The organism is Pantoea rwandensis (genome assembly GCF_002095475.1).
GTDB lineage: Bacteria > Pseudomonadota > Gammaproteobacteria > Enterobacterales > Enterobacteriaceae > Pantoea > Pantoea rwandensis.
In genome coordinates, this window is record NZ_MLFR01000031.1 from 54,308 (window position 1) to 72,834 (window position 18,527).

Here is an 18,527-nt window from a genome sequence, read left to right on the forward strand (position 1 = left end):
GCCGCAGGACAATCCTGAAAACCCCTATCAGAACAAGCTGTCGGGCATTCAATACTGGTTTCCACCAGGCCATAGGGGATAATGATTATCCAGCTTCATTGATAAAAGCGGTTGGGTAGTAAACTGGCGGTAATATAAAATGAACTGGTAGCAAAAACGAAAATAACATTCAGTCTTTTACTGATGGCAGATTATTAACTGATGGTTAAAAAAGAGAGTACGAGACAAGCTTTTACTGCCAGGCTGATTGCCGCGTGTGACAGCGCGGGAATTGTCGGACACGGACGGAACAAACAGGTTGCACAAGCACTGCAGCAAAGGGGATGCAGGATCTCAACACCGGGGGTCTGGAAATGGTTTAACGCACAATCCATTCCAGATGATAGCAATTTGCTGGCACTCAGCCAGTTACTGGATGTGCGCGTGGAATGGCTGCAATTCGGCATGGATAAACCGCATGTCGTGATTGAAGCCTCCTCGCTCACAGACCCCAAACATATGTTCCGCGTTGAGAGTCTGGATATTGGGCAGCGAAGCGCTCAAGGCATCGCTGCGCGCGACGTCCTGGTCGAAACCATTCAGGCGATTGAGTTTGGGCTGGATGAAGCGCGCGTGCTGTTTAACGGCCGAACGGCAGAGAACATCCGGCTGATCGCACTGAATAATGATTCGATGGTGGGAACTTTTTCCCCCCGCGACCAGCTGTTTGTAGACATCAGCGTGCAGCGCTTCGATGGCGACGGTATCTATCTGTTCACGCTTGACGATCAGCTCTATCTCAAACGATTGCAACTGCAGCACAAGAAGGTGGCGGTGATATCGGACAACAAGCGGTATGAGACTTGGTATCTGACAAAGGATGAAGCAGCCTCGCTGCGCGTGGTTGCGCGCGTCATCATGAGCCAGGCGCGCGATTACCAGATTTTAGGTTGATCACATTTTGCCATTGGCAGGCAAAAAAATAATCCAGCTGAAATCATAAATTTAACTGATGGTAAATAAAAAATTAACTGTTGGTGTTTGCCAATGCATTAGAACCTGTTAATAATTTGAGCATGGAAGGACGACATCACTGCTCTCGGATGAGCCCGCTCTTAAACAATTGAGGCGCTGCACAAGCGCGATACCTACCAACCAAAGTCAGTGAACTTTGGGATGGGGTGGATACGCACTTTGCAGCGTCGTCAGTTCTCGTCTGATTTCATTCTCCTCTGCTTTTACCTGGCCGCGATTGTCGCCGGGTGAGTTGATGACGAGTGCCATCAGCGGATAAACGGACGCCTCGGCTTCAGCCGAACCGCCGTGCCCGCCACCCCATCGCCAAAGACTCATTTACAGGAGGAGTTATGGCGATTATCCAGTATGGCAAGTCAGTCTTCAGCGGCAATGCGCGCACTCGACGTCACCGACGCCGTCAGCCTCTCAGCCGTCTAAAACGCAGTATCGATAGTGCACTAGGTCTCGAACCCGATGGTGGGACGATGCGTACCGCTGAACGCATCTGTCAGCGCCAGACACGCTCGCGCGCTGACAATGCGGTGATGGCTCCTGCAAGGACTTCATCCGAGAGTGCGAGTATCGATAACTGTTGTTTGCCTCATGTTCATCTCTATGCCGTGCGCTAAATCCTTTGCTTCATTTCCCCAGCTTTAAACGGAACACCTGAATATTGCTCACTGTTTAGCACTTCTTGAGCGTTTCGCTTTGTTAGCGTTGCGCTTCAACCAGCAAAAGATCAGTGAGATTTATGTTTTTGCGCAGCACTTTTCAGTGGCTGCGCCCGTCAAAGAGGACCTGTTATGAGCCAGATTATTGCCATTTTGAATTTTGAAGAGGGTTATCGCGAAGCGCCTTATCTCGATACGCAAGGTTTTCCCACCGTGGCAGGGGGTATTCGCATTGGACCGAAAGGCGCGTCACTTAGCAACTATATCTTCCAAGTCCCGCGACGGGTGGGGGATGTGTGGAAGCAGTGCATCGTTGAAAACAAAGTGTTGGAAATGAACCAGCGTGCGTTAGTACAGCAAGCGCTGAGCAAATGCAGTGAACCGCGTTGTGATGTGCTGATCAGTATGGCGTACCAGCTAGGCGTTGATGGCTTGGCGCTGTTTCGCGGCATGTTAACGGCGATTACCCAAGGCGATTTCAATGGGGCAGCCAACGCGATGCTCGATAGCTTATGGGCACGCCAGACACCAGGCCGTGCCCGGCGTCATGCGGAAGTGATGCGCAGCGGCACCTATGACATCTATCGGGGGCTGTTATGAACATGAAATGGATGGTTTTTCTTGTCGCCGTACTCACGGCGACCATTGTACTGCTGCTACTACAACGCTTTACCACATTGGAGTTTGTGAAGCATGCGCGGCTACTGTTCAAAACCTGGTCAGTATGGTTGGCGTCGTTAGGTTCGATGCTCAGCGCGTGGGCGCAATCTTTCCCTTCATCGGCACTGGATGCCTGGAACGCACTCCCTCAAGACGTCAAAGACATTCTGCCCCACAACTATCTGGGGTTGATTGGCGCCTTTATGGTGGCAATGGGGGTGCTGGCGCAGTTTGTCCGCCAGAAAAACCTCATCGATCAACGTAAAACCCTGGAGGAGAAATCATGACTTTCCTCACCACAATGCTCGGCGGCAGCTGGCACTGGCTGGCAGCGCTGGCGGGTGTGATTGCGGCGCTCGCCGCCAGCTATTTCGGCGGTAAAAAGATCGGCAAGGTGCAGCAAAAATCCAAAAGTGATGTTGAAAGCGCTGAAAAATCCGCAGTGCAGGCAGTGGCGGTCAATCAGCAGCAGCAACAGCTACGCGAGGAGGCCAAACGTGTGGAAACCAGCAACCTTAATCTTGATGACGCTGCTGCTCGTGACAAGTTGCAGCACTCGAAATACAACCAGCCCTGAATCCCCCATCGTTATTGACTCTGCGTGCACTCTGTTTTCCCCGATTTATACCCACGGCAATGACGCCGAACGCATGGACATTCGTACCGTGCGTGCCATCAACAATCACAACGATCTCTGGGACCAGCACTGCGGCCAGGCGGCGCACTGAGGCTGTTCTCTCACTAATCTTGTAAACCTGAAAAGGCCGAGGAGGCTATGATGATCGAAGTTAACTCTTATGCTGACCTACGTACTACTACGCCCACCAAAAACGGTGATCTGGCGTTTTTGCGTCGTTACACAGCCGATTCCACGTTCCGTGGCGGCGGTGATTTTACCGGATTTATTGGCACCACCACGGCAACAGATGATGGCGGTACTTTAGCGGTCGGTAACGGCTTCTACTGGAAACGCGTGATTAACGATCCTTCCGATATCAACGTGTATCACTTTGGTGCGAAAGGCGATGGTTATGCGAATGACACCGACGCCGTCAATCGGATGCTGACCTGGACGCAAAATTACAGCGCCAACATCAAAGATCTGCCGATTCGTTTTCCTGGCGGTAAATTTTTGATCAGCCCAATCGACATTAGCGCGACGGACAACGCCTTCTTTGGCCTGCAGGGTGACGACGTTGAGTTGGGTTCATTGCCGCGTACCACCATTATCTCGGACAAAAGCGCTAACCCGGTATTTAAGGTGAAGGCGCGCCGTACATCGATTCGCGGCATTGCGTGGAACGGTCAGGCATCCGCCGATATCACCACCAACAAAGGCACCATCACCGCTGCGATGTGCAGCAACGTGCAGCCGTTCTTCGAAAATACCTGTATCGAAGGCACCACCGTCAATATCTACTGTTTCCGCGCGCAGAATAATGGCGGTACGGTGATTAAGCTGCTGGATACCCTCGACACTAAGTTTGACCAGATTTATACCCTCTACACCTATGCACGTGTGTTTGACGTAGGCTGGTCTAATTCGCCAAATGGCGCTTGGGATCACTCCACGGCGATAGAGATCTGCAACTGTAACTTCCAGACCGGCTATGGCGATGCCACGCTGTATATGCCGCGTTGTACTCAGGGTATTTTGCGCAACGTATGGATTGAACACACGCGTAATCCGGGCGATCTCTCTGACGGTGGCTGGACCATTGATACGCTCAACGTTGAGGATTGTCTCAATCCTTTTAACCTCAATAATGCCCGCGTGACGATGCGCCAAATCAACGTGCAGTCTGGCAGTAAAGTGTCGAATGACTTGGTGGCGGGTAAATGGCTCTCGACCTTTGAATATGGCTATCGCCGTGACGAAAGTTTCGGGAGTTTCCTCACGGGTTCATTGCGGGCCGGTTACTACAGTGGCTACAAAGTCACCAATAATACCGCAACCGACAACTGGTATCGCCTTGGGCAGCTGTTTTTCCCCAATGCCAACCAGCAATGGGTGATGGAGTTTATTGGTAAGGCCGATGCCACCCAGCCAACGGGAACGGCTGGCACACCGGTCAACGTCGCCAGTAGCGGCAAAACCTGGATTAACCTGCAACGGCTTGAAACCGTGTGGGCAGATGCCTTTCATATGGGGCAGCCCGCGATCTTGGATATCCGTTACAACCGTGTGGGCACCACGTATGCCGTGGTGTGGGTGAAGCTGAAAGCCAACAGTGGCGACACCATGCTGAACCTGAAGTGCACCGGCCCAACACGTTTCGATACCGGCTCTTGCTCACTGTTCCAGTCTGATTTTTCAGTGGTGACCGATACCACCACACTGGGGCCCTACAAACCGGCAGCGCGTTTCGGTATGCATAATGGCCTGGCAGGGATTGGTGCGAATGAGAAGGGCGTGTTGACGTTAGCTTCCGCCGCTGGCACGCCCACCAATGCCGCCGCGCCGACAGGTTTTGTGCTGGTCAATATCAACGGTGTCGATCGTAAACTTCCCTATTACGATTAAGGCCATACTTTTGGCGAGGCGCAGGCCTCGCCTTTTTTACTGCGCAAAGCAGCACAGACACCGCCATCTAACTTGATGAAGTTTGGCCAAAATAAATTTGCTGTTTATCAACACCGTTTTATCAGTGAGAGCGATTTTCCATTTCCATTCCATCGGTACAATCTTGTCTCATGTAGCCGATGTTCCTCAGGTATTTCCTCGCAGTTCCCACCCTCATGCCGGTATCGCTCAGTGGGCAGAGCAGCGCACTCGTGATGCAAAGGTCGTAGGTTCGATTCCTATTTCCGGCACCCGTTCTTTTCCTACTCCTGTACCCGTTCAAAGGTTGCGATCACGCGATCAATGTGGGCTTTCATCGCTGCCCGTGCCGCTTTGGCGTCCCGCTTTTCCAGCGCCGTCAAAATCGCTAGGTGCTCATGCTCCGACACATCTGGCATATCACTCGGGGTGTAATGGGCCTGCAGCATTTTAAACATGCTGCCATAGCGGTGCCCCAGCAGGTGACCAATGATAAAACCGTAGGCAGGATTGCCGCTGGCCTGCGCGATCCGAATATGGAATAAACGGTCACCGGGATGGGTGCGTGATTGGGCACGGTTGTCAGCGCAGTTTTGCTGATAGGCTTCGCGAATATGCACCAGTTCCTGCTGGCTGGCATGAATGGCGGCCAATGCAGCAGCTTCCGGCTCTATCAGCCGACGCGCCTGCAACAGCGAAAATGGCGGTAGCTCAGTGGAAAAATCCAGCTTGATGCCTAACTCATCATCGGGCTCGTTCCATTGATCGCGTCCAGCCTGCACCATCACCGGCTCCTGTGAACCTGAGCGCGCCTTTACAATCACACCATTGCCTACTTTCACATCCACTAAACCAATCACTTCAAGCGCAATCAGCGCCTCTCGCACAGACGCTCGGCTTACCTGAAGTTGTTCAGCTAATTCACGCTCGGCAGGTAGACGACTGCCCGGTGGAAATTCGTTGTTATCGATCAATTTAATTAGTTGGTCGGCTATCTGTCTGTAAAGCCTTGGATTTTCCATCTTTTTAATGGGCATGTTACAGCTACCTGTTAAATAAATTAAGTGACGCGATGCACAAAAAAACGTCAACGAACTTGTCAATGTTACGTGTTTGTCAATAAAAAGTAATACGACATCGATGAAGTGACCAGCGCTATTTGTTGCGACAGAACGCTAAATACTTCGCCTTTAATGGCCTGACCATTAGATCTTTATACCAGAGAGGATGCAATGAATTTACACGGAAAACGTGTGTTGATCACCGCTGCCGGGCAAGGAATTGGTCTTGCCAGTGCCCGCTATTTTGCCGAGCAGGGGGCAAATGTAGTGGGGAGCGATATCAACATCACCGCTTTACAGGATCTGCAGAACGTCACGCCTTATCGGCTGGATGTGACTGACCGAGCAGCGATTCGCGCAGCGGTGGAAGAATTGGGTCCGGTAGATGTCTTGTTTAACTGCGCAGGTGTGGTGCACAGCGGCAATCTACTGGCTTGTACTGAGCAGGAGTGGCAGTTCGCGCTCGACCTCAATGTCAGCGCGATGTTTCACATGATCCAGGCGTTTCTGCCCGGCATGCTCGCCCAGAAAAAAGGGTCCATCATCAATATGTCTTCCGTGGCCTCCAGCGTGAAAGGGGTGGCGAATCGCTTTGCTTATAGCGCTACCAAAGCGGCGGTGATTGGCCTGACGCGTTCTGTCGCAGCCGATTTTATTGCCGACGGTATTCGTTGTAATGCGATCTGTCCTGGCACGGTGGATTCTCCCTCGCTGCGCCAGCGCATTGCCACTCAGGCTCAAGCCGAAGGCAAAAGCGAAGATGAGGTCTATGCGGCTTTTGTCGCGCGCCAACCGATTGGACGCATCGGCACGGTAGAAGAGATCGCTTATCTCGCCGCTTATCTTGCCTCTGATGCCAGCAACTACACCACCGGCACAGCACAGGTTATTGATGGCGGTTGGAGCAATTAACAAAGGAGTCGTAAATGAAATTAGTTCGCGTGGGTGAAGTGGGAAAAGAACGTCCGGCAATGGTTGATGAGCAGGGGCAACTGCGTGATTTGTCGCAATACATTGATGACATCGCAGGTGAGCAATTATTGCCCGCCTCGCTAGACAAGTTACGCCAGCTTTCCGTTCACGAATTGCCAAAAATATCCGGTCAGCCTCGTATTGGTGCTTGCGTGGGCCACATTGGCAAATTTATCTGCATTGGCCTGAACTACGCCGACCACGCCGCAGAAACCGGTGCCGACATCCCTAAAGAGCCGGTGGTCTTCAGCAAATGGACCAGCGCGGTAGTGGGGCCGAATGATGCCGTGCGCATTCCACGTGGTTCAGTCAAAACCGATTGGGAAGTTGAACTGGGTGTGGTGATTGGCAAAGGCGGCAGCTACATCCGTGAAGAGGATGCGCTGGCGCATGTTGCAGGCTATTGCGTGGTTAACGACGTCTCCGAGCGAGAATATCAAATTGAACGAGGCGGGACGTGGGACAAAGGCAAAGGGTGTGACACTTTCGGCCCCATAGGCCCGTGGCTGGTCACTGCGGATGAAATCGCGGATCCGCAGCAGCTGGATTTATGGCTCGACGTCGATGGCAAGCGTTATCAAAACGGTAACACGCGCACCATGATTTTCTCTGTCGCTCACATTATCAGCTACCTCAGCCAGTTTATGAGCCTGCAGCCCGGGGATGTGATTTCCACCGGTACGCCACCGGGCGTTGGGATGGGACAAAAACCTCCGGTTTATTTGCGGCCAGGACAAACGATCACTTTGGGCATTGCTGGCTTGGGTGAACAGCGTCAAATCACCGAGGGCTCAGCACAATGACCAAACTAACGGCTATGCGTGTTGAAGACATTCGTTTTCCTACCTCAGAACATCTGGATGGATCGGATGCGATGAACCCCGATCCTGACTACTCCGCCGCTTATGTGATTATTGAGACGGATAATGCCGCGATCAGTGGACACGGTTTGACGTTCACCATCGGACGCGGCAATGAAATTTGCTGTGCCGCTATTCGCGCACTGGAACATTTGATCGTGGGGCGCCAGCTGGAAACCATTACCGCTGATATGGGGCAATTCTGGCGTGACATCACCAGTGATAGCCAATTGCGCTGGATCGGGCCAGACAAAGGCGCCATCCATCTGGCCACGGGTGCGGTGGTGAATGCGATTTGGGATCTGTGGGCAAAATCGCAGGAAAAACCGCTGTGGCGACTGGTGGCGGATATGTCGCCAGAGGAATTGGTGCGCTGTATCGACTTCCGCTACCTCACTGACTGCATCACGCCTGATGAAGCACTGGCGTTACTGACTGCGCAAGCTGAGGGTAAAGCTCAACGTATTCAGCAGTTAGAACAAGAAGGGTATCCGTGCTACACCACCTCAGCGGGCTGGCTGGGCTATGACGATGAAAAACTACGTCGACTCTGTCAGCAGGCTGTTGATGCGGGGTTCTCACATATCAAGCTGAAAGTCGGGCGCGATCTGGAGGATGACAAACGTCGCGTCAGGATCGCACGAGAGGTCCTGGGGCCGGATCGCCATTTGATGATTGATGCCAACCAGGTGTGGGAGGTGAAGGATGCGGTGGATTGGGTACAGCAACTGGCATTTGCCAAGCCTTGGTTTATCGAAGAACCGACCAGCCCAGACGATGTAGAAGGGCATCGCAAGATTCGTCAGGGCGTTGCGCCCATCAAGGTGGCCACCGGCGAGATGTGTCAGAACCGCATTCTTTTCAAGCAGTTCATCATGCGTGAAGCGATTGATGTCGTGCAGATCGATGCGTGCCGTTTAGGTGGCGTCAATGAAGTGCTGGCCGTAATGCTAATGGCAGCTAAATACCAATTACCGGTATGTCCACATGCTGGGGGCGTTGGGCTGTGTGAATACGTTCAGCATCTTTCGATGATTGATTTCGTCTGTATTGCGGGCACACATGAAGGCAGGGTGATCGAGTATGTCGATCACTTACATGAACACTTCCTGCATCCCTGTGAGGTACGCGGTGCCGCCTATATGCCGCCTAAGGCTCCGGGTTTTTCCATCGAGATGTTCCCGGCCTCGCTGGATAAATACCGCTATCGCGCGCAAGGAGTTTGAGGGTGCGAATCGATGCACATCAGCATTTCTGGCGCTATCGCACAAAAGATTATCCCTGGATGAGCAACGAAATGGGGAGATTGCAGCGCGATTATCTTCCCAAGGATCTGTCCCCATTGCTGGACAGGCAGCAATTACAGGGATCGATCACCGTTCAGGCGCGGCAGTGCGAGGAAGAAACAACGCAATTGCTGCAATGGGCGGCGGAATCGGAAGGAGAGCATGCGGTCGTCGGATGGATCGATATCACGGCCAGCGATCTCCCTGCGCGGTTGCACACCGTGCAACATCCGCTGCTGAAAGGGTTTCGCCACCAGGTGCAGGATGAGCGCGATCCTGCCGCTTGGCTGCAGCAACCTTCGGTGTCAGCCGGTATGGCCGTGTTACAGCAACAGCACTATGTCTGGGACATGCTGGTGACCTGGCGCCATCTGCCTGCATTAACCGCGTTCGCGGCACAGCACGATCACCACTGGCTGGTACTTGATCATCTGGGTAAGCCGGATATCAGCCAAGGCGCTCAAGCCTGGGGAGCGCAAATTGCCGAGTTGGCGGCGATGCCGCACGTGGTGTGCAAGCTATCTGGTTTGGTGACAGAAGCGCCACAGGGTCAGTGGCAAGCCGCGCAACTGCGCCCTTTTATTGAGGAAGCGCTTGAGCGATTTGGCCCACAACGCTTGATGTTTGGCTCTGACTGGCCGGTTTGCCTGCTGGCTGCGGAGTATCACGAGGTCGCTCAACTCACCCATCAGGCCATCGAAATATTATCGCCGCATGAACAGGCCAGCATCTGGGGAAATACGGCTGCGCAGGTCTATCAGCTTTTGGGAGAAAAACATGAATCTGTTTTTACAGGATAAGGTCATCATCGTGACCGGTGGCGGATCGGGCATCGGTGCGGCCATTTCATCTTTACTGGCCGAAGAAGGCGCTATTCCGGTCATGATCACCAATGCTCAACCCGACGAAATCTGGTTATCAAGTTTACGCCAACGGCAGCCACAAGCCGAAACGGTAATCGTCGATCTGTGTGACGAAGAGAATTGTCGGCGAGCGGTAGAGACAGTACTGCAACAATTTGGCCGCATTGATGGTTTGGTAAATAACGCGGGTGTGAATGATGGCGTGGGATTAGAGGCGGGACGATCGGCCTTTGTCGCCTCTCTGGAGAAAAACCTGATTCACTATTATCAGATGACACACTTCTGCCAACCGGCGTTAGAAAGCAGCCGAGGGGCCATCGTGAATATCGCCTCAAAAACGGCGTTGAGCGGGCAGGGGGGCACCAGCGGATATTGTGCCGCAAAAGGCGCGATTCTTTCGCTGACGCGAGAATGGGCAGTTTCGCTGCGGGCGAGTGGTGTCCGGGTTAATGCGGTGGTGCCTGCAGAAGTGATGACCCCTCTTTATGAACGCTGGATTGCCACTTTCCCCGAGCCCGAGCAGGCACTTAACAACATCACCCAACGCATTCCTCTGGGCCAACGGATGACCACACCCGAAGAGATCGCCAACACCGTGGTGTTCTTGCTGTCGGCGCGGGCATCCCATACGACGGGCGAATGGCTGAGTGTGGATGGCGGCTATCTTCATCTTGATCGGGCGCTGTCGTGAACGGCGCCACGCAGTTTCATTATCTGGCGTTGGATTTAGTCGATTCGCCGGAAAAAATCGCGGAATACCAGCGGCTACATCAGCAGATATGGCCTGAAGTCGCCACGCATCTGCGTCAGCACGGTGTGGTGAATATGGAGATTTACCGGCTGGGTAACCGTCTCTTTATGATGATGGAGGTGAATCAACAGTTTGATACAGCGAAATTTGCCGAGGCTTCGCTGCATGATCCCAATATTCAACGCTGGGAGGCGTTGATGTGGCAATTTCAACAACCTACACCCTGGACACCCGCAGGCGAAAAATGGGTGGCGATGGAGCGAATATTCTCTTTGCACGACCAATAAATAACAACACTTACCTACAGTACGCTACGAGGATATAACCATGTCTACAGAACAAATCGGGACGCCGAATAATGTCGGTGTCGGGGGCGCTATTAGCCTGCGTTGGGCATTTATGCTCATTACCACGCTGTTTTTTATGTGGGGTGTTTCTTATGGTTTATTAGATGTCCTTAATAAACATTTTCAGGAAACGCTGCACGTGACGAAAGCGCAGTCAGGGCTTTTACAGGGTGCTTATTTTGGTGCTTACTTTTTGGTTGCCCTACCTGCTGGCTATTTTATGAGTCGCCACGGATATAAAGCCGGTATTTTGGTCGGGCTGGCATTGTATGCGATTGGTGCTTTATTATTTGTGCCAGCAGCCATGGTCAACAATTTCATGATGTTTTTGTTTGCGTTGTTTGTGCTGGCATGCGGATTAGGCTGTCTGGAAACGGCTGCCAATCCTTATGCCACGGTACTGGGTGATGCTCGTGGGGCTGAGCGACGCCTGAATCTGGCGCAATCCTTTAACGGTCTCGGCCAATTTGTGGGACCGATGATCGGCGGCACGCTCTTTTTCAGCCAAGCCAGCGCAGATGAAGCGCAAAGTACCGTTAAAATCACCTATGTGGTTATTGCCTGTGTGGTCATCGGCATCGCGCTGTTATTTAAACGCACGGCTTTACCGGATATTCGTGAAGCCGAAGAGGTGAATCCAACACATTCTGGTCAAACGTTGTGGCAGCATAAACATTTTGTCGGCGGTGTTATCGCGCAATTCTTTTATGTGGCCGCGCAGGTGGGGGTCGGTGCATTCTTTATTAACTACGCAACCGAGCACTGGCAGGGCGTGACCAATCAGAGTGCGGCATATATGTTGTCGGTGGGCATGGTGTGTTTCATGCTGGGACGATTCTTCTCCACCTGGTTAATGGGCCGTATTTCACCCGCATCAATTCTCGCAGCCTATGCGCTGATTAATATTGTGCTTTGCGCTGTGGTGATGCTGGGCATGGGCGATGTTTCAGTGATCGCCTTGGTGGCTATTTTCTTCTTTATGTCCACGATGTTCCCTACCATTTTTGCCATGGGTGTGAAGAACCTGGGGCCGGCCACCAAACAGGCCAGCTCGTTTATGATTATGGCGATTGTGGGCGGGGCGATCATGCCGTGGTTCATGGGGCGCATTTCGGATACCTCCAGCACCGCACTGGCATATGGCCTGCCCCTGGTTTGCTTTGTGGTGGTACTGTTTTATGCGCTGAGTCAGCGCAAGGGCCACTAACCCTCTGTTTCTCTTCTGAGAATGTGAGTTGCCTGAGATATCCCTTAGGCAACTTTTTTAATAATACTTTTGATGTATATTAATGAGTACACTAAAGTGTACCTTTGCATGTATCAGGAGTGAAAAATGGAACGCATTCTTGCAGAAAAATCAATAAACATCACAGAGTTGAGAAAAAACCCTGCCAAGTATTTTATCGATGAGCCGGTTGCCGTACTTTCAAACAATCGACCTGCCGGATATATGGTCAGCGCTAAGGTATTTGAGGAATTGATTGATCTATTAGAAGAGAAGCAAGGCCGTTTACATACCACAGCGCGCTTTAGACCTACGGCTGAACGTTTACGCGCTATTGCTGAAGATGGGCAGAGACTGCTTCACGACCTCGACGACAAGGATCTCACTGAGTTCAAGGAATGAGCATAAGGATATTCAAATCATCAATCATTAGACAGCAGTTGAGCCACCAGGAGCTTGATGATTTATCAGAAGATTTTCGTTCCTATAAACAGGATGGTGTGTTGCCAGATACTTTTGGTCGGGATGCACCCTATGATGATGACCGTACCTACCCTTTAGTCAAACAAGAATGCGTAGCTCACATTCATCTTGCTGATAGCCATTCCCCCTTTCCTCATTTTTTACGTCAATTTAAGCGAACCAGCGACCAGGCTCATCTCGTCTATTGCCAGGGCGCAATTGATATGAGTGCCTATCTGTTGATCATCATCCTAAAGCCAGAAGTGCATAAAATGGCGCGTAACAACAATAACATGCACAAGATTGGTATGATGGCTGAAGCGTTCAGGATGAAATATTAATTGAGATAAAAGCACTCATTCTCCTGTGTCATTCTCATACTTGTCGCCTTTTTGTATCTCACTGTATCTCCCCGCTACACACATACATCCCGTTGCATAACTCGTTGTTCTGCAAACATCGCCTATACATTGGCGTGGTCTTCTATACACATTAACCGTGTCTGAGGAGACAACACCATGTTCACCAAATTGCTTATTTCAACCTTACTCATGGGCGCATCTGCCCACTCTGCCTTTGCTGCCACTTCAACGGAAGCGGATTACGCTGCCGCCTTTAACACCCTCCATCAAGTGAAAGCGGGCGTGCTGAACGTCGGTTATGTCGATATTGGCCCTCGTGATGGGCAGGCCATTATTCTGCTGCATGGCTGGCCGTATGACATCCAAAGCTATGCCAAAGTCGCACCGCAGTTGGCGGCTAAGGGCTATCGTGTCATCGTGCCTTATCTGCGCGGATATGGCAGTACGCGTTTCCTCTCCGATAAAACCCCGCGTAACGGCCAGCCTTCAGCATTGGCCGCCGATACCGTGGCGCTGATGGATGCGCTGGGCATCAAACAGGCGGTCTTCGCTGGCTTTGACTGGGGTGCGCGCACGGCGGATATTGTCGCCGCATTGTGGCCGGAGCGCGTCAAATCGCTGGTGTCGGTGAGTGGCTATCTGATCAGCAGTCAGGATGTGGGTAAAAAGGCCTTGCCGCCGCAGGCTGAGCTGCAATGGTGGTATCAATTCTACTTTGCCACAGAGCGTGGCGAGCAGGGCTATGCGAAAAACACCCATGATTTTGCCAAACTGATTTGGCAGCAAGCCTCGCCGGGCTGGAAATTTAGTGATGCCACGTTCAACGTGAGCGCTAAAGCACTGGATAATCCGGATCAGGTGGCGGTGACCATCAGTAACTATCGCTGGCGTCTTGGCCTGGAAAAAGGCGAGCAAAAGTATGATGCTTATGAGAAAAAGTTAGCCACACTGCCGGTGATTAGCGTGCCAACTATTACTATTGAAGGGGATAACAACGGTGCGCCACATCCGGCACCGCAAGCGTATCGCGCCAAGTTCAGCGGCAAATATGAGCATCGTACTTTTACCGGCAATATTGGACATAACCCGCCAGAGGAAGATCCGCAGGAATTTGTCAAAGCAGTGGTCGATGCCGCTGCGCTGTAAAAACGATTTTTTTAGGACCGGCTCAATGATGCCGGTCTTTTTTGCGTAGGTTGAAAACAGGAGGTTGTTTTGGAGCACATTGATCACATTCTGGTCGTCGATGATGACCGGGATATCCGTGAACTGATTACCGATTACCTGATCAAGTCAGGCTATCGCGCCACGGGCGCAGCCAATGGCCGTGAAATGCGCGCCATGTTGTCGGCGAATGCTATCGACCTGGTGATCCTCGATATCATGATGCCAGGCGATGATGGCCTGACGCTGTGCCGCCAACTACGCAGTGATACCCAGCGAAACCTGCCGATTCTGATGCTCACCGCCCGCAGCGAGGATACCGATCGCATTCTCGGCCTGGAGATGGGCGCGGATGATTATCTGATCAAACCCTTTGTCGCCCGCGAACTGCTGGCGCGCATCAAAGCCATTCTGCGCCGCACCCGCGCATTACCGCCTAATCTGCAAATTACCGAAGCCGGTCGCATTATCGCTTTTGGTGACTGGCAATTAGATACCTCAGCGCGGCATCTCATTGATCACGAAGGGGTGATCGTGGCATTGAGTGGGGCTGAATACCGCCTGCTGCGCGTGTTTCTCGATCACCCACAGCGTGTGTTGAACCGCGACCAGCTGTTGAATCTGACCCAGGGGCGCGATGCTGAGCTGTTCGAGCGATCCATTGATCTGCTGGTCAGCCGCTTACGCCAGCGCCTGCGGGATGATGCGCGTGAGCCCGCCTACCTGAAAACGGTGCGCAGCGAAGGTTATGTGCTGGCTGCACCGGTGATCATTAAAGAGGCGCATGAATGAAGCTGTGGCCACGATCGTTACTGGCGCGCCTACTGATTATCGTGCTGGGCGGCTTGTTGCTGGCAAATGCCACCACCTTAGTGAGTTTGATGATCGAGCGTATGAGCAGTGCCAAAACGGTAATGCTCGGCAATCTGGAATATGACGTGGCAACCAGCGTCGCCATTCTTGATCGTTTACCCGCGGCAGAGCGCCCCGGTTGGCTGGCAAAACTGGAGCGCGGTAACTATCGCTACGAATTATCAAAAGGTTTGCCTGGCCCTTATCCCAGTAGCTGGCGTGCGCGGGATGCCGTCCGTTCATTACAAGAGAGCCTGGGCGGGCGCTATCAAATGAGCATTCACGCCATTCCTGGCCCGCGTGAGCATATTCAGGTGCATTTAACGTTACACGATGGCGCGCCGTTGACGCTCGATCTCTGGCCGCGTATGCCCGCCATTGCGCGCTGGCTACCGGTGGTATTGGTTGGCCAACTGCTGTTATTGCTCTGTTGCGCCTGGCTGGCGGTGCGTCAGGTCGTGCGGCCCTTTATGCGTTTTACTCAGGCCGTCGAAGGCTTAAAGCCAGCTTCCAACAGTGCACAACTGATGCCAGAAAGTGGTCCAGATGAAGTGCAGCAGGCGGCACGTGCGTTCAATGCGATGCAGACGCGCATCCAGGATCATCTCAAAGAGCGAGCCCAGATTCTGGCGGCGATCTCCCACGATCTGCAAACGCCGATTACCCGCATGAAGCTGCGCGTGGAGATGTCTGAGCAGCCAGAGTTGCGCGATAAATTACTGGGGGATCTCGATAATATGAGCCGCTTAGTAAGAGAAGGCATTGCCTATGCGCGCTCATCGGAAGTGCTGGAGGAGGCGCGGCAGGTCGTTAGTCTGAATGCGTTTCTCGACAGTATTGCCTGCGACTATCAGGACATCGGTAAAGCCGTTACTTTCACATCCTGTCATGGCAAAGACACTTTTGCCGTCAGGCCACAGGCGCTGCGCCGCATCATGACCAACCTGATTGATAATGCGCTGAAGTTTGGTAGCGAAGCTGGCGTTGAGCTGAGCGCGCCGCAAGGGGATCGAGTTGAGATTCACGTAGTGGATAACGGCCCAGGCATTCCTGAAGCGGAGCTGGAGGCGGTGCTGGAACCCTTCTACCGCGTCGAGAGTTCGCGTAATCGTCACACCGGTGGCACCGGGTTGGGTTTGGCGATCGCTACGCAGTTGGTGAGTCAGATGTCCGGCACGCTGCAGTTATCCAATCGAGCGGAAGGCGGGCTCGACGCACACATCACTCTGCAGCAAACCGATTTGTAGCCTTTTGTATCTGCGCCGCCCGTACACATACAGACTGACAAAACGGGCGGTATCAGACACTTCGTGAACACATCAGCCTGGTTAAATGAGCGCACTGCTAAAGCATGCAGCCTTTTAACCACTGTCACGAGGTTCATATGAAAGCGTTGTCTCAACTTTTTTCCGCCACGCTGCTGGCACTCTCTGTAACCCCTTTCGCGCAGGCTGAAAGTCTGCACTCGGTTGTGCTGGTCCACGGCGCATTTGCCGATGGCAGTAGCTGGAATCGTGTTATCTCACAGCTGCAGGCCAAACATGATGAAGTGATTGCTGTACAGCTGCCACTTACCTCCCTGCAAGATGATGTCGCCGCCACGCAACGTGCCATTGCTCAGGCTCATGGCGACGTGGTGCTGGTCGGTCACTCTTGGGGGGGAACGGTGATCACCGAAGCCGGTCATGACGAAAAGGTCAAAGCGCTGGTGTATATCGCCGCCTTTGCGCCGGATAAGGGTCAATCCACGGCTGAGCTGGCGGATAGTTATCCGGCCCCGGCTGGCAGCGCGGGGATTATGAAGACCCCGGATGGATTCCTGACATTACCACCGACGGTGGTGGCACAAGACTTCGCGCCGGATGTTAAGCCCGCACAGCAACGGCTGCTCGCCGTAACGCAAGGCCCCATCCGTGCAGCCGCTTTTGGCGACAAAGTGACGCAAGCAGCTTGGGTGGAAAAGCCGAGTTGGTATTTGGTCAGCAGCCAGGATCGCATGATCAATCCCGATCTTGAGCGGGCGATGGCGAAAAAAATCCATGCGCAAGAGAGTGAAGTTGCGGCGAGCCATGTGTCGATGTTGAGCCAGCCGGATAGCGTGGTACGTGTAATCACCGCTGCGGTTAACGCCCATTAAGGAGGCCGTATGTCTTTCATTATTGCTTTCTTTGCAGGCATGTTGACGTTACTCAGCCCTTGTACGTTGCCTGTAATTCCATTTGTGTTTGCCAGCGTGCGCGGTCAAAAAGGGCAGTTGCTGGCATTGTTGAGCGGCATGGTGATGATGTTCACCGCCGTAGCACTGCTGGTGACAGTAGCCAGTCATTGGGTTGCCAGTGTCACGGCGGCTGGACGCTGGATCGCGTTGGTTTTTTTGACGGTAACAGCGCTGACATTACTGTCAAAGCGGATTGCTCAGCATGTTACCCAACCCTTTGTGGCGTTGGGCAATCGCATCAATGATGCCAGCAATCGCCGTCGCGGTTTAACGGCCGCGTTTTTTGGCGGGGTTGGCGACCGGGATGTTGTGGTCACCTTGTGCGGGGCCGGTGTTGGGCGCAATTCTCAGCCTGGCTGTGGTGGGCAAAAATCCTGTCTCGGTTGGCTTCTTGCTGGCAGCCTATGGTAGCGGTGCAGCACTGATGTTGGCGTTGCTGTACGTGGCGGGACGGGGATTAGTGGCACGATTGCGGCCGGGTTTGGCTTTTACCACGCGTTTGCGTCAGGTGGCGGGAGGCTTCATGCTGGCTGCGGTCGCATTAATTGCCAGCGGGACACAAGGTCAGCTGCAGAGTGGCCCTGCGTTTGTGCAGCATCTTGAGCAACGTCTCAGTGAATGGTCGCCACAGCCCACAATAACACCTCGCCTTGAACCTGTCGTTATGCCAAAAACGCGCAGCGATCTGCCCTCACTGGATGGTGGTACGGCATGGCTGAACGGTTCACCAGTGACCCCTGAGTCGTTAAAAGGCAAAGTGGTGTTGGTGGATTTCTGGACTTACGACTGTATTAACTGCCAGCACACCTTGCCGCATGTACGTGATTGGGCCAATAAGTATCAATCTGAAGGTTTAGTGGTGGTAGGCGTTCACACTCCGGAATATCCGTGGGAACGGGATGAGAAAGCGGTGAGCCGCGCCATCAAACAGTGGCAACTGCCTTACACCGTGGTCGCGGACAATAATTACAGCATCTGGAACCGTTTTGGGAATCAATACTGGCCCGCACATTATATTTTCGATTCGCAGGGTCAGTTGCGTTACACCGCGTTTGGTGAAGGCAATTATGCGGAGCAGGAACAGGTGATTCAGCAGCTGTTGAAAGAGGCGCGAGCTTAAACTGGCGAATTAAATTAGGGAAGTATTCTGGGCGGAATGCCTGTCAGTTAAGACCTAAATCTATAGAGGCTGTCATTTATGATCATGGCAGCCTTTTTGTTGGGTGTTGGGTGTT

At 52.9% G+C, this 18,527-nt stretch carries 21 protein-coding genes, 1 tRNA gene and 1 pseudogene; 21 read left to right on the forward strand and 2 right to left on the reverse strand.

All coding sequences use genetic code 11. The features are described 5' to 3' along the window. Positions 1–201: 201 nt before the first annotated feature. Positions 202–933, forward strand: a complete 732-nt coding sequence (locus tag HA51_RS22350; protein ID WP_084936966.1) for a S24 family peptidase — start codon at positions 202–204, stop codon at positions 931–933. 207 nt (positions 934–1,140) lie between these two features. Here HA51_RS22350 and HA51_RS27020 read toward each other — a convergent pair whose 3' ends face one another. Next, positions 1,141–1,332: a hypothetical protein gene (locus tag HA51_RS27020; RefSeq protein ID WP_139810721.1), complete on the reverse strand. Its 192-nt coding sequence runs from the start codon at positions 1,330–1,332 to the stop codon at positions 1,141–1,143. 14 nt (positions 1,333–1,346) lie between these two features. Here HA51_RS27020 and HA51_RS22355 point away from each other — a divergent pair, with 14 nt between their 5' ends. The 6 genes from HA51_RS22355 to HA51_RS22380 all read left to right on the forward strand — a co-directional run bounded on the left by HA51_RS22355 (position 1,347) and on the right by HA51_RS22380 (position 5,141). Continuing rightward, positions 1,347–1,625: a transcriptional antitermination N peptide gene (locus HA51_RS22355; RefSeq protein WP_084936968.1), complete on the forward strand. Its 279-nt coding sequence runs from the start codon at positions 1,347–1,349 to the stop codon at positions 1,623–1,625. A gap of 174 nt (positions 1,626–1,799) precedes the next feature. Beyond that, entirely contained in the window at positions 1,800–2,267 is a 468-nt protein-coding gene (locus tag HA51_RS22360) for a glycoside hydrolase family protein (protein WP_084936970.1), read from the forward strand. 2 nt (positions 2,268–2,269) lie between these two features. Continuing rightward, positions 2,270–2,614, forward strand: coding sequence for a DUF7940 domain-containing protein (locus tag HA51_RS22365; RefSeq protein WP_211282979.1), 345 nt, complete (start codon positions 2,270–2,272; stop codon positions 2,612–2,614). After that, complete coding sequence (locus HA51_RS22370) at positions 2,611–2,904, forward strand: hypothetical protein (RefSeq protein WP_084936976.1); 294 nt, start codon at positions 2,611–2,613, stop codon at positions 2,902–2,904. Before HA51_RS22365 ends, HA51_RS22370 begins: the two co-directional genes overlap by 4 nt. A gap of 201 nt (positions 2,905–3,105) precedes the next feature. Continuing rightward, positions 3,106–4,851 carry a glycosyl hydrolase family 28-related protein gene (locus HA51_RS22375; RefSeq protein WP_084936979.1) on the forward strand — a complete coding sequence of 582 codons (1,746 nt, stop codon included), beginning with the start codon at positions 3,106–3,108 and terminating at the stop codon, positions 4,849–4,851. 217 nt (positions 4,852–5,068) lie between these two features. After that, positions 5,069–5,141, forward strand: a tRNA-Thr gene (locus tag HA51_RS22380). Between the two features lie 12 nt (positions 5,142–5,153). Here HA51_RS22380 and HA51_RS22385 read toward each other — a convergent pair. Next, positions 5,154–5,906, reverse strand: coding sequence for a FadR/GntR family transcriptional regulator (locus HA51_RS22385; RefSeq protein WP_084936981.1), 753 nt, complete (start codon positions 5,904–5,906; stop codon positions 5,154–5,156). A 195-nt stretch (positions 5,907–6,101) separates the two neighbouring features. Between HA51_RS22385 and HA51_RS22390 the strand changes: the two genes are divergently transcribed. The 14 genes and pseudogenes from HA51_RS22390 (at position 6,102) to HA51_RS22455 (ending at position 18,412) form a co-directional block, all read left to right on the forward strand. Beyond that, positions 6,102–6,842, forward strand: coding sequence for an SDR family oxidoreductase (locus HA51_RS22390; protein ID WP_084936983.1), 741 nt, complete (start codon positions 6,102–6,104; stop codon positions 6,840–6,842). Positions 6,843–6,856: 14 nt separating this feature from the next. Next, positions 6,857–7,705, forward strand: a complete 849-nt coding sequence (locus HA51_RS22395; RefSeq protein WP_084936986.1) for a fumarylacetoacetate hydrolase family protein — start codon at positions 6,857–6,859, stop codon at positions 7,703–7,705. Continuing rightward, a complete protein-coding gene (locus tag HA51_RS22400; RefSeq protein ID WP_084936988.1) occupies positions 7,702–8,988 on the forward strand; it encodes an L-fuconate dehydratase in 1,287 nt (428 codons plus the stop codon). Before HA51_RS22395 ends, HA51_RS22400 begins: the two co-directional genes overlap by 4 nt. A 2-nt stretch (positions 8,989–8,990) precedes the next feature. Next, positions 8,991–9,848: an amidohydrolase family protein gene (locus tag HA51_RS22405; RefSeq protein WP_084936990.1), complete on the forward strand. Its 858-nt coding sequence runs from the start codon at positions 8,991–8,993 to the stop codon at positions 9,846–9,848. Further along, positions 9,826–10,602, forward strand: a complete 777-nt coding sequence (locus tag HA51_RS22410; RefSeq protein ID WP_084936993.1) for an L-fucose dehydrogenase — start codon at positions 9,826–9,828, stop codon at positions 10,600–10,602. The genes HA51_RS22405 and HA51_RS22410 overlap by 23 nt, the downstream gene beginning before the upstream one ends. Further along, complete coding sequence (locus tag HA51_RS22415) at positions 10,599–10,949, forward strand: L-rhamnose mutarotase (RefSeq protein ID WP_084936995.1); 351 nt, start codon at positions 10,599–10,601, stop codon at positions 10,947–10,949. Before HA51_RS22410 ends, HA51_RS22415 begins: the two co-directional genes overlap by 4 nt. 40 nt (positions 10,950–10,989) lie before the next feature. Next, the gene (gene fucP / locus HA51_RS22420) at positions 10,990–12,216 is read left to right on the forward strand and encodes an L-fucose:H+ symporter permease (protein ID WP_084936998.1); all 1,227 of its coding nucleotides are present in this window, start codon (positions 10,990–10,992) and stop codon (positions 12,214–12,216) included. A 126-nt stretch (positions 12,217–12,342) separates the two neighbouring features. Beyond that, positions 12,343–12,636, forward strand: a complete 294-nt coding sequence (gene yafN / locus HA51_RS22425; protein WP_084937001.1) for a type I toxin-antitoxin system antitoxin YafN — start codon at positions 12,343–12,345, stop codon at positions 12,634–12,636. Further along, positions 12,633–13,037 carry a type II toxin-antitoxin system YafO family toxin gene (locus HA51_RS22430; protein ID WP_084937004.1) on the forward strand — a complete coding sequence of 135 codons (405 nt, stop codon included), beginning with the start codon at positions 12,633–12,635 and terminating at the stop codon, positions 13,035–13,037. The genes yafN and HA51_RS22430 overlap by 4 nt, the downstream gene beginning before the upstream one ends. A 177-nt stretch (positions 13,038–13,214) precedes the next feature. Continuing rightward, on the forward strand, positions 13,215–14,204 hold the full coding sequence (locus HA51_RS22435; protein ID WP_084937007.1) for an alpha/beta fold hydrolase: 990 nt from the start codon (positions 13,215–13,217) through the stop codon (positions 14,202–14,204). Positions 14,205–14,273: 69 nt separating this feature from the next. Next, complete coding sequence (locus HA51_RS22440) at positions 14,274–15,014, forward strand: response regulator (RefSeq protein WP_084937010.1); 741 nt, start codon at positions 14,274–14,276, stop codon at positions 15,012–15,014. Next, the gene (locus tag HA51_RS22445) at positions 15,011–16,321 is read left to right on the forward strand and encodes an ATP-binding protein (RefSeq protein WP_084937012.1); all 1,311 of its coding nucleotides are present in this window, start codon (positions 15,011–15,013) and stop codon (positions 16,319–16,321) included. The genes HA51_RS22440 and HA51_RS22445 overlap by 4 nt, the downstream gene beginning before the upstream one ends. A gap of 137 nt (positions 16,322–16,458) precedes the next feature. After that, positions 16,459–17,211 (forward strand): alpha/beta fold hydrolase, encoded by a 753-nt coding sequence (locus HA51_RS22450; RefSeq protein ID WP_084937014.1) that lies wholly within the window; start codon positions 16,459–16,461, stop codon positions 17,209–17,211. 9 nt (positions 17,212–17,220) lie between these two features. Continuing rightward, positions 17,221–18,412, forward strand: a pseudogene (locus HA51_RS22455) (cytochrome c biogenesis protein/redoxin). Positions 18,413–18,527 lie beyond the last annotated feature (115 nt).

Coding starts and splice junctions, on each gene's coding strand:
- HA51_RS22350 (WP_084936966.1), top strand. CDS start 202: ATGGTTAAAAAAGAGAGTACGAGACAAGCTTTTACTGCCAGGCTGATT.
- HA51_RS27020 (WP_139810721.1), bottom strand. CDS start 1,332: ATGAGTCTTTGGCGATGGGGTGGCGGGCACGGCGGTTCGGCTGAAGCC.
- HA51_RS22355 (WP_084936968.1), top strand. CDS start 1,347: ATGGCGATTATCCAGTATGGCAAGTCAGTCTTCAGCGGCAATGCGCGC.
- HA51_RS22360 (WP_084936970.1), top strand. CDS start 1,800: ATGAGCCAGATTATTGCCATTTTGAATTTTGAAGAGGGTTATCGCGAA.
- HA51_RS22365 (WP_211282979.1), top strand. CDS start 2,270: ATGAAATGGATGGTTTTTCTTGTCGCCGTACTCACGGCGACCATTGTA.
- HA51_RS22370 (WP_084936976.1), top strand. CDS start 2,611: ATGACTTTCCTCACCACAATGCTCGGCGGCAGCTGGCACTGGCTGGCA.
- HA51_RS22375 (WP_084936979.1), top strand. CDS start 3,106: ATGATCGAAGTTAACTCTTATGCTGACCTACGTACTACTACGCCCACC.
- HA51_RS22385 (WP_084936981.1), bottom strand. CDS start 5,906: ATGCCCATTAAAAAGATGGAAAATCCAAGGCTTTACAGACAGATAGCC.
- HA51_RS22390 (WP_084936983.1), top strand. CDS start 6,102: ATGAATTTACACGGAAAACGTGTGTTGATCACCGCTGCCGGGCAAGGA.
- HA51_RS22395 (WP_084936986.1), top strand. CDS start 6,857: ATGAAATTAGTTCGCGTGGGTGAAGTGGGAAAAGAACGTCCGGCAATG.
- HA51_RS22400 (WP_084936988.1), top strand. CDS start 7,702: ATGACCAAACTAACGGCTATGCGTGTTGAAGACATTCGTTTTCCTACC.
- HA51_RS22410 (WP_084936993.1), top strand. CDS start 9,826: ATGAATCTGTTTTTACAGGATAAGGTCATCATCGTGACCGGTGGCGGA.
- fucP (WP_084936998.1), top strand. CDS start 10,990: ATGTCTACAGAACAAATCGGGACGCCGAATAATGTCGGTGTCGGGGGC.
- yafN (WP_084937001.1), top strand. CDS start 12,343: ATGGAACGCATTCTTGCAGAAAAATCAATAAACATCACAGAGTTGAGA.
- HA51_RS22430 (WP_084937004.1), top strand. CDS start 12,633: ATGAGCATAAGGATATTCAAATCATCAATCATTAGACAGCAGTTGAGC.
- HA51_RS22435 (WP_084937007.1), top strand. CDS start 13,215: ATGTTCACCAAATTGCTTATTTCAACCTTACTCATGGGCGCATCTGCC.
- HA51_RS22445 (WP_084937012.1), top strand. CDS start 15,011: ATGAAGCTGTGGCCACGATCGTTACTGGCGCGCCTACTGATTATCGTG.
- HA51_RS22450 (WP_084937014.1), top strand. CDS start 16,459: ATGAAAGCGTTGTCTCAACTTTTTTCCGCCACGCTGCTGGCACTCTCT.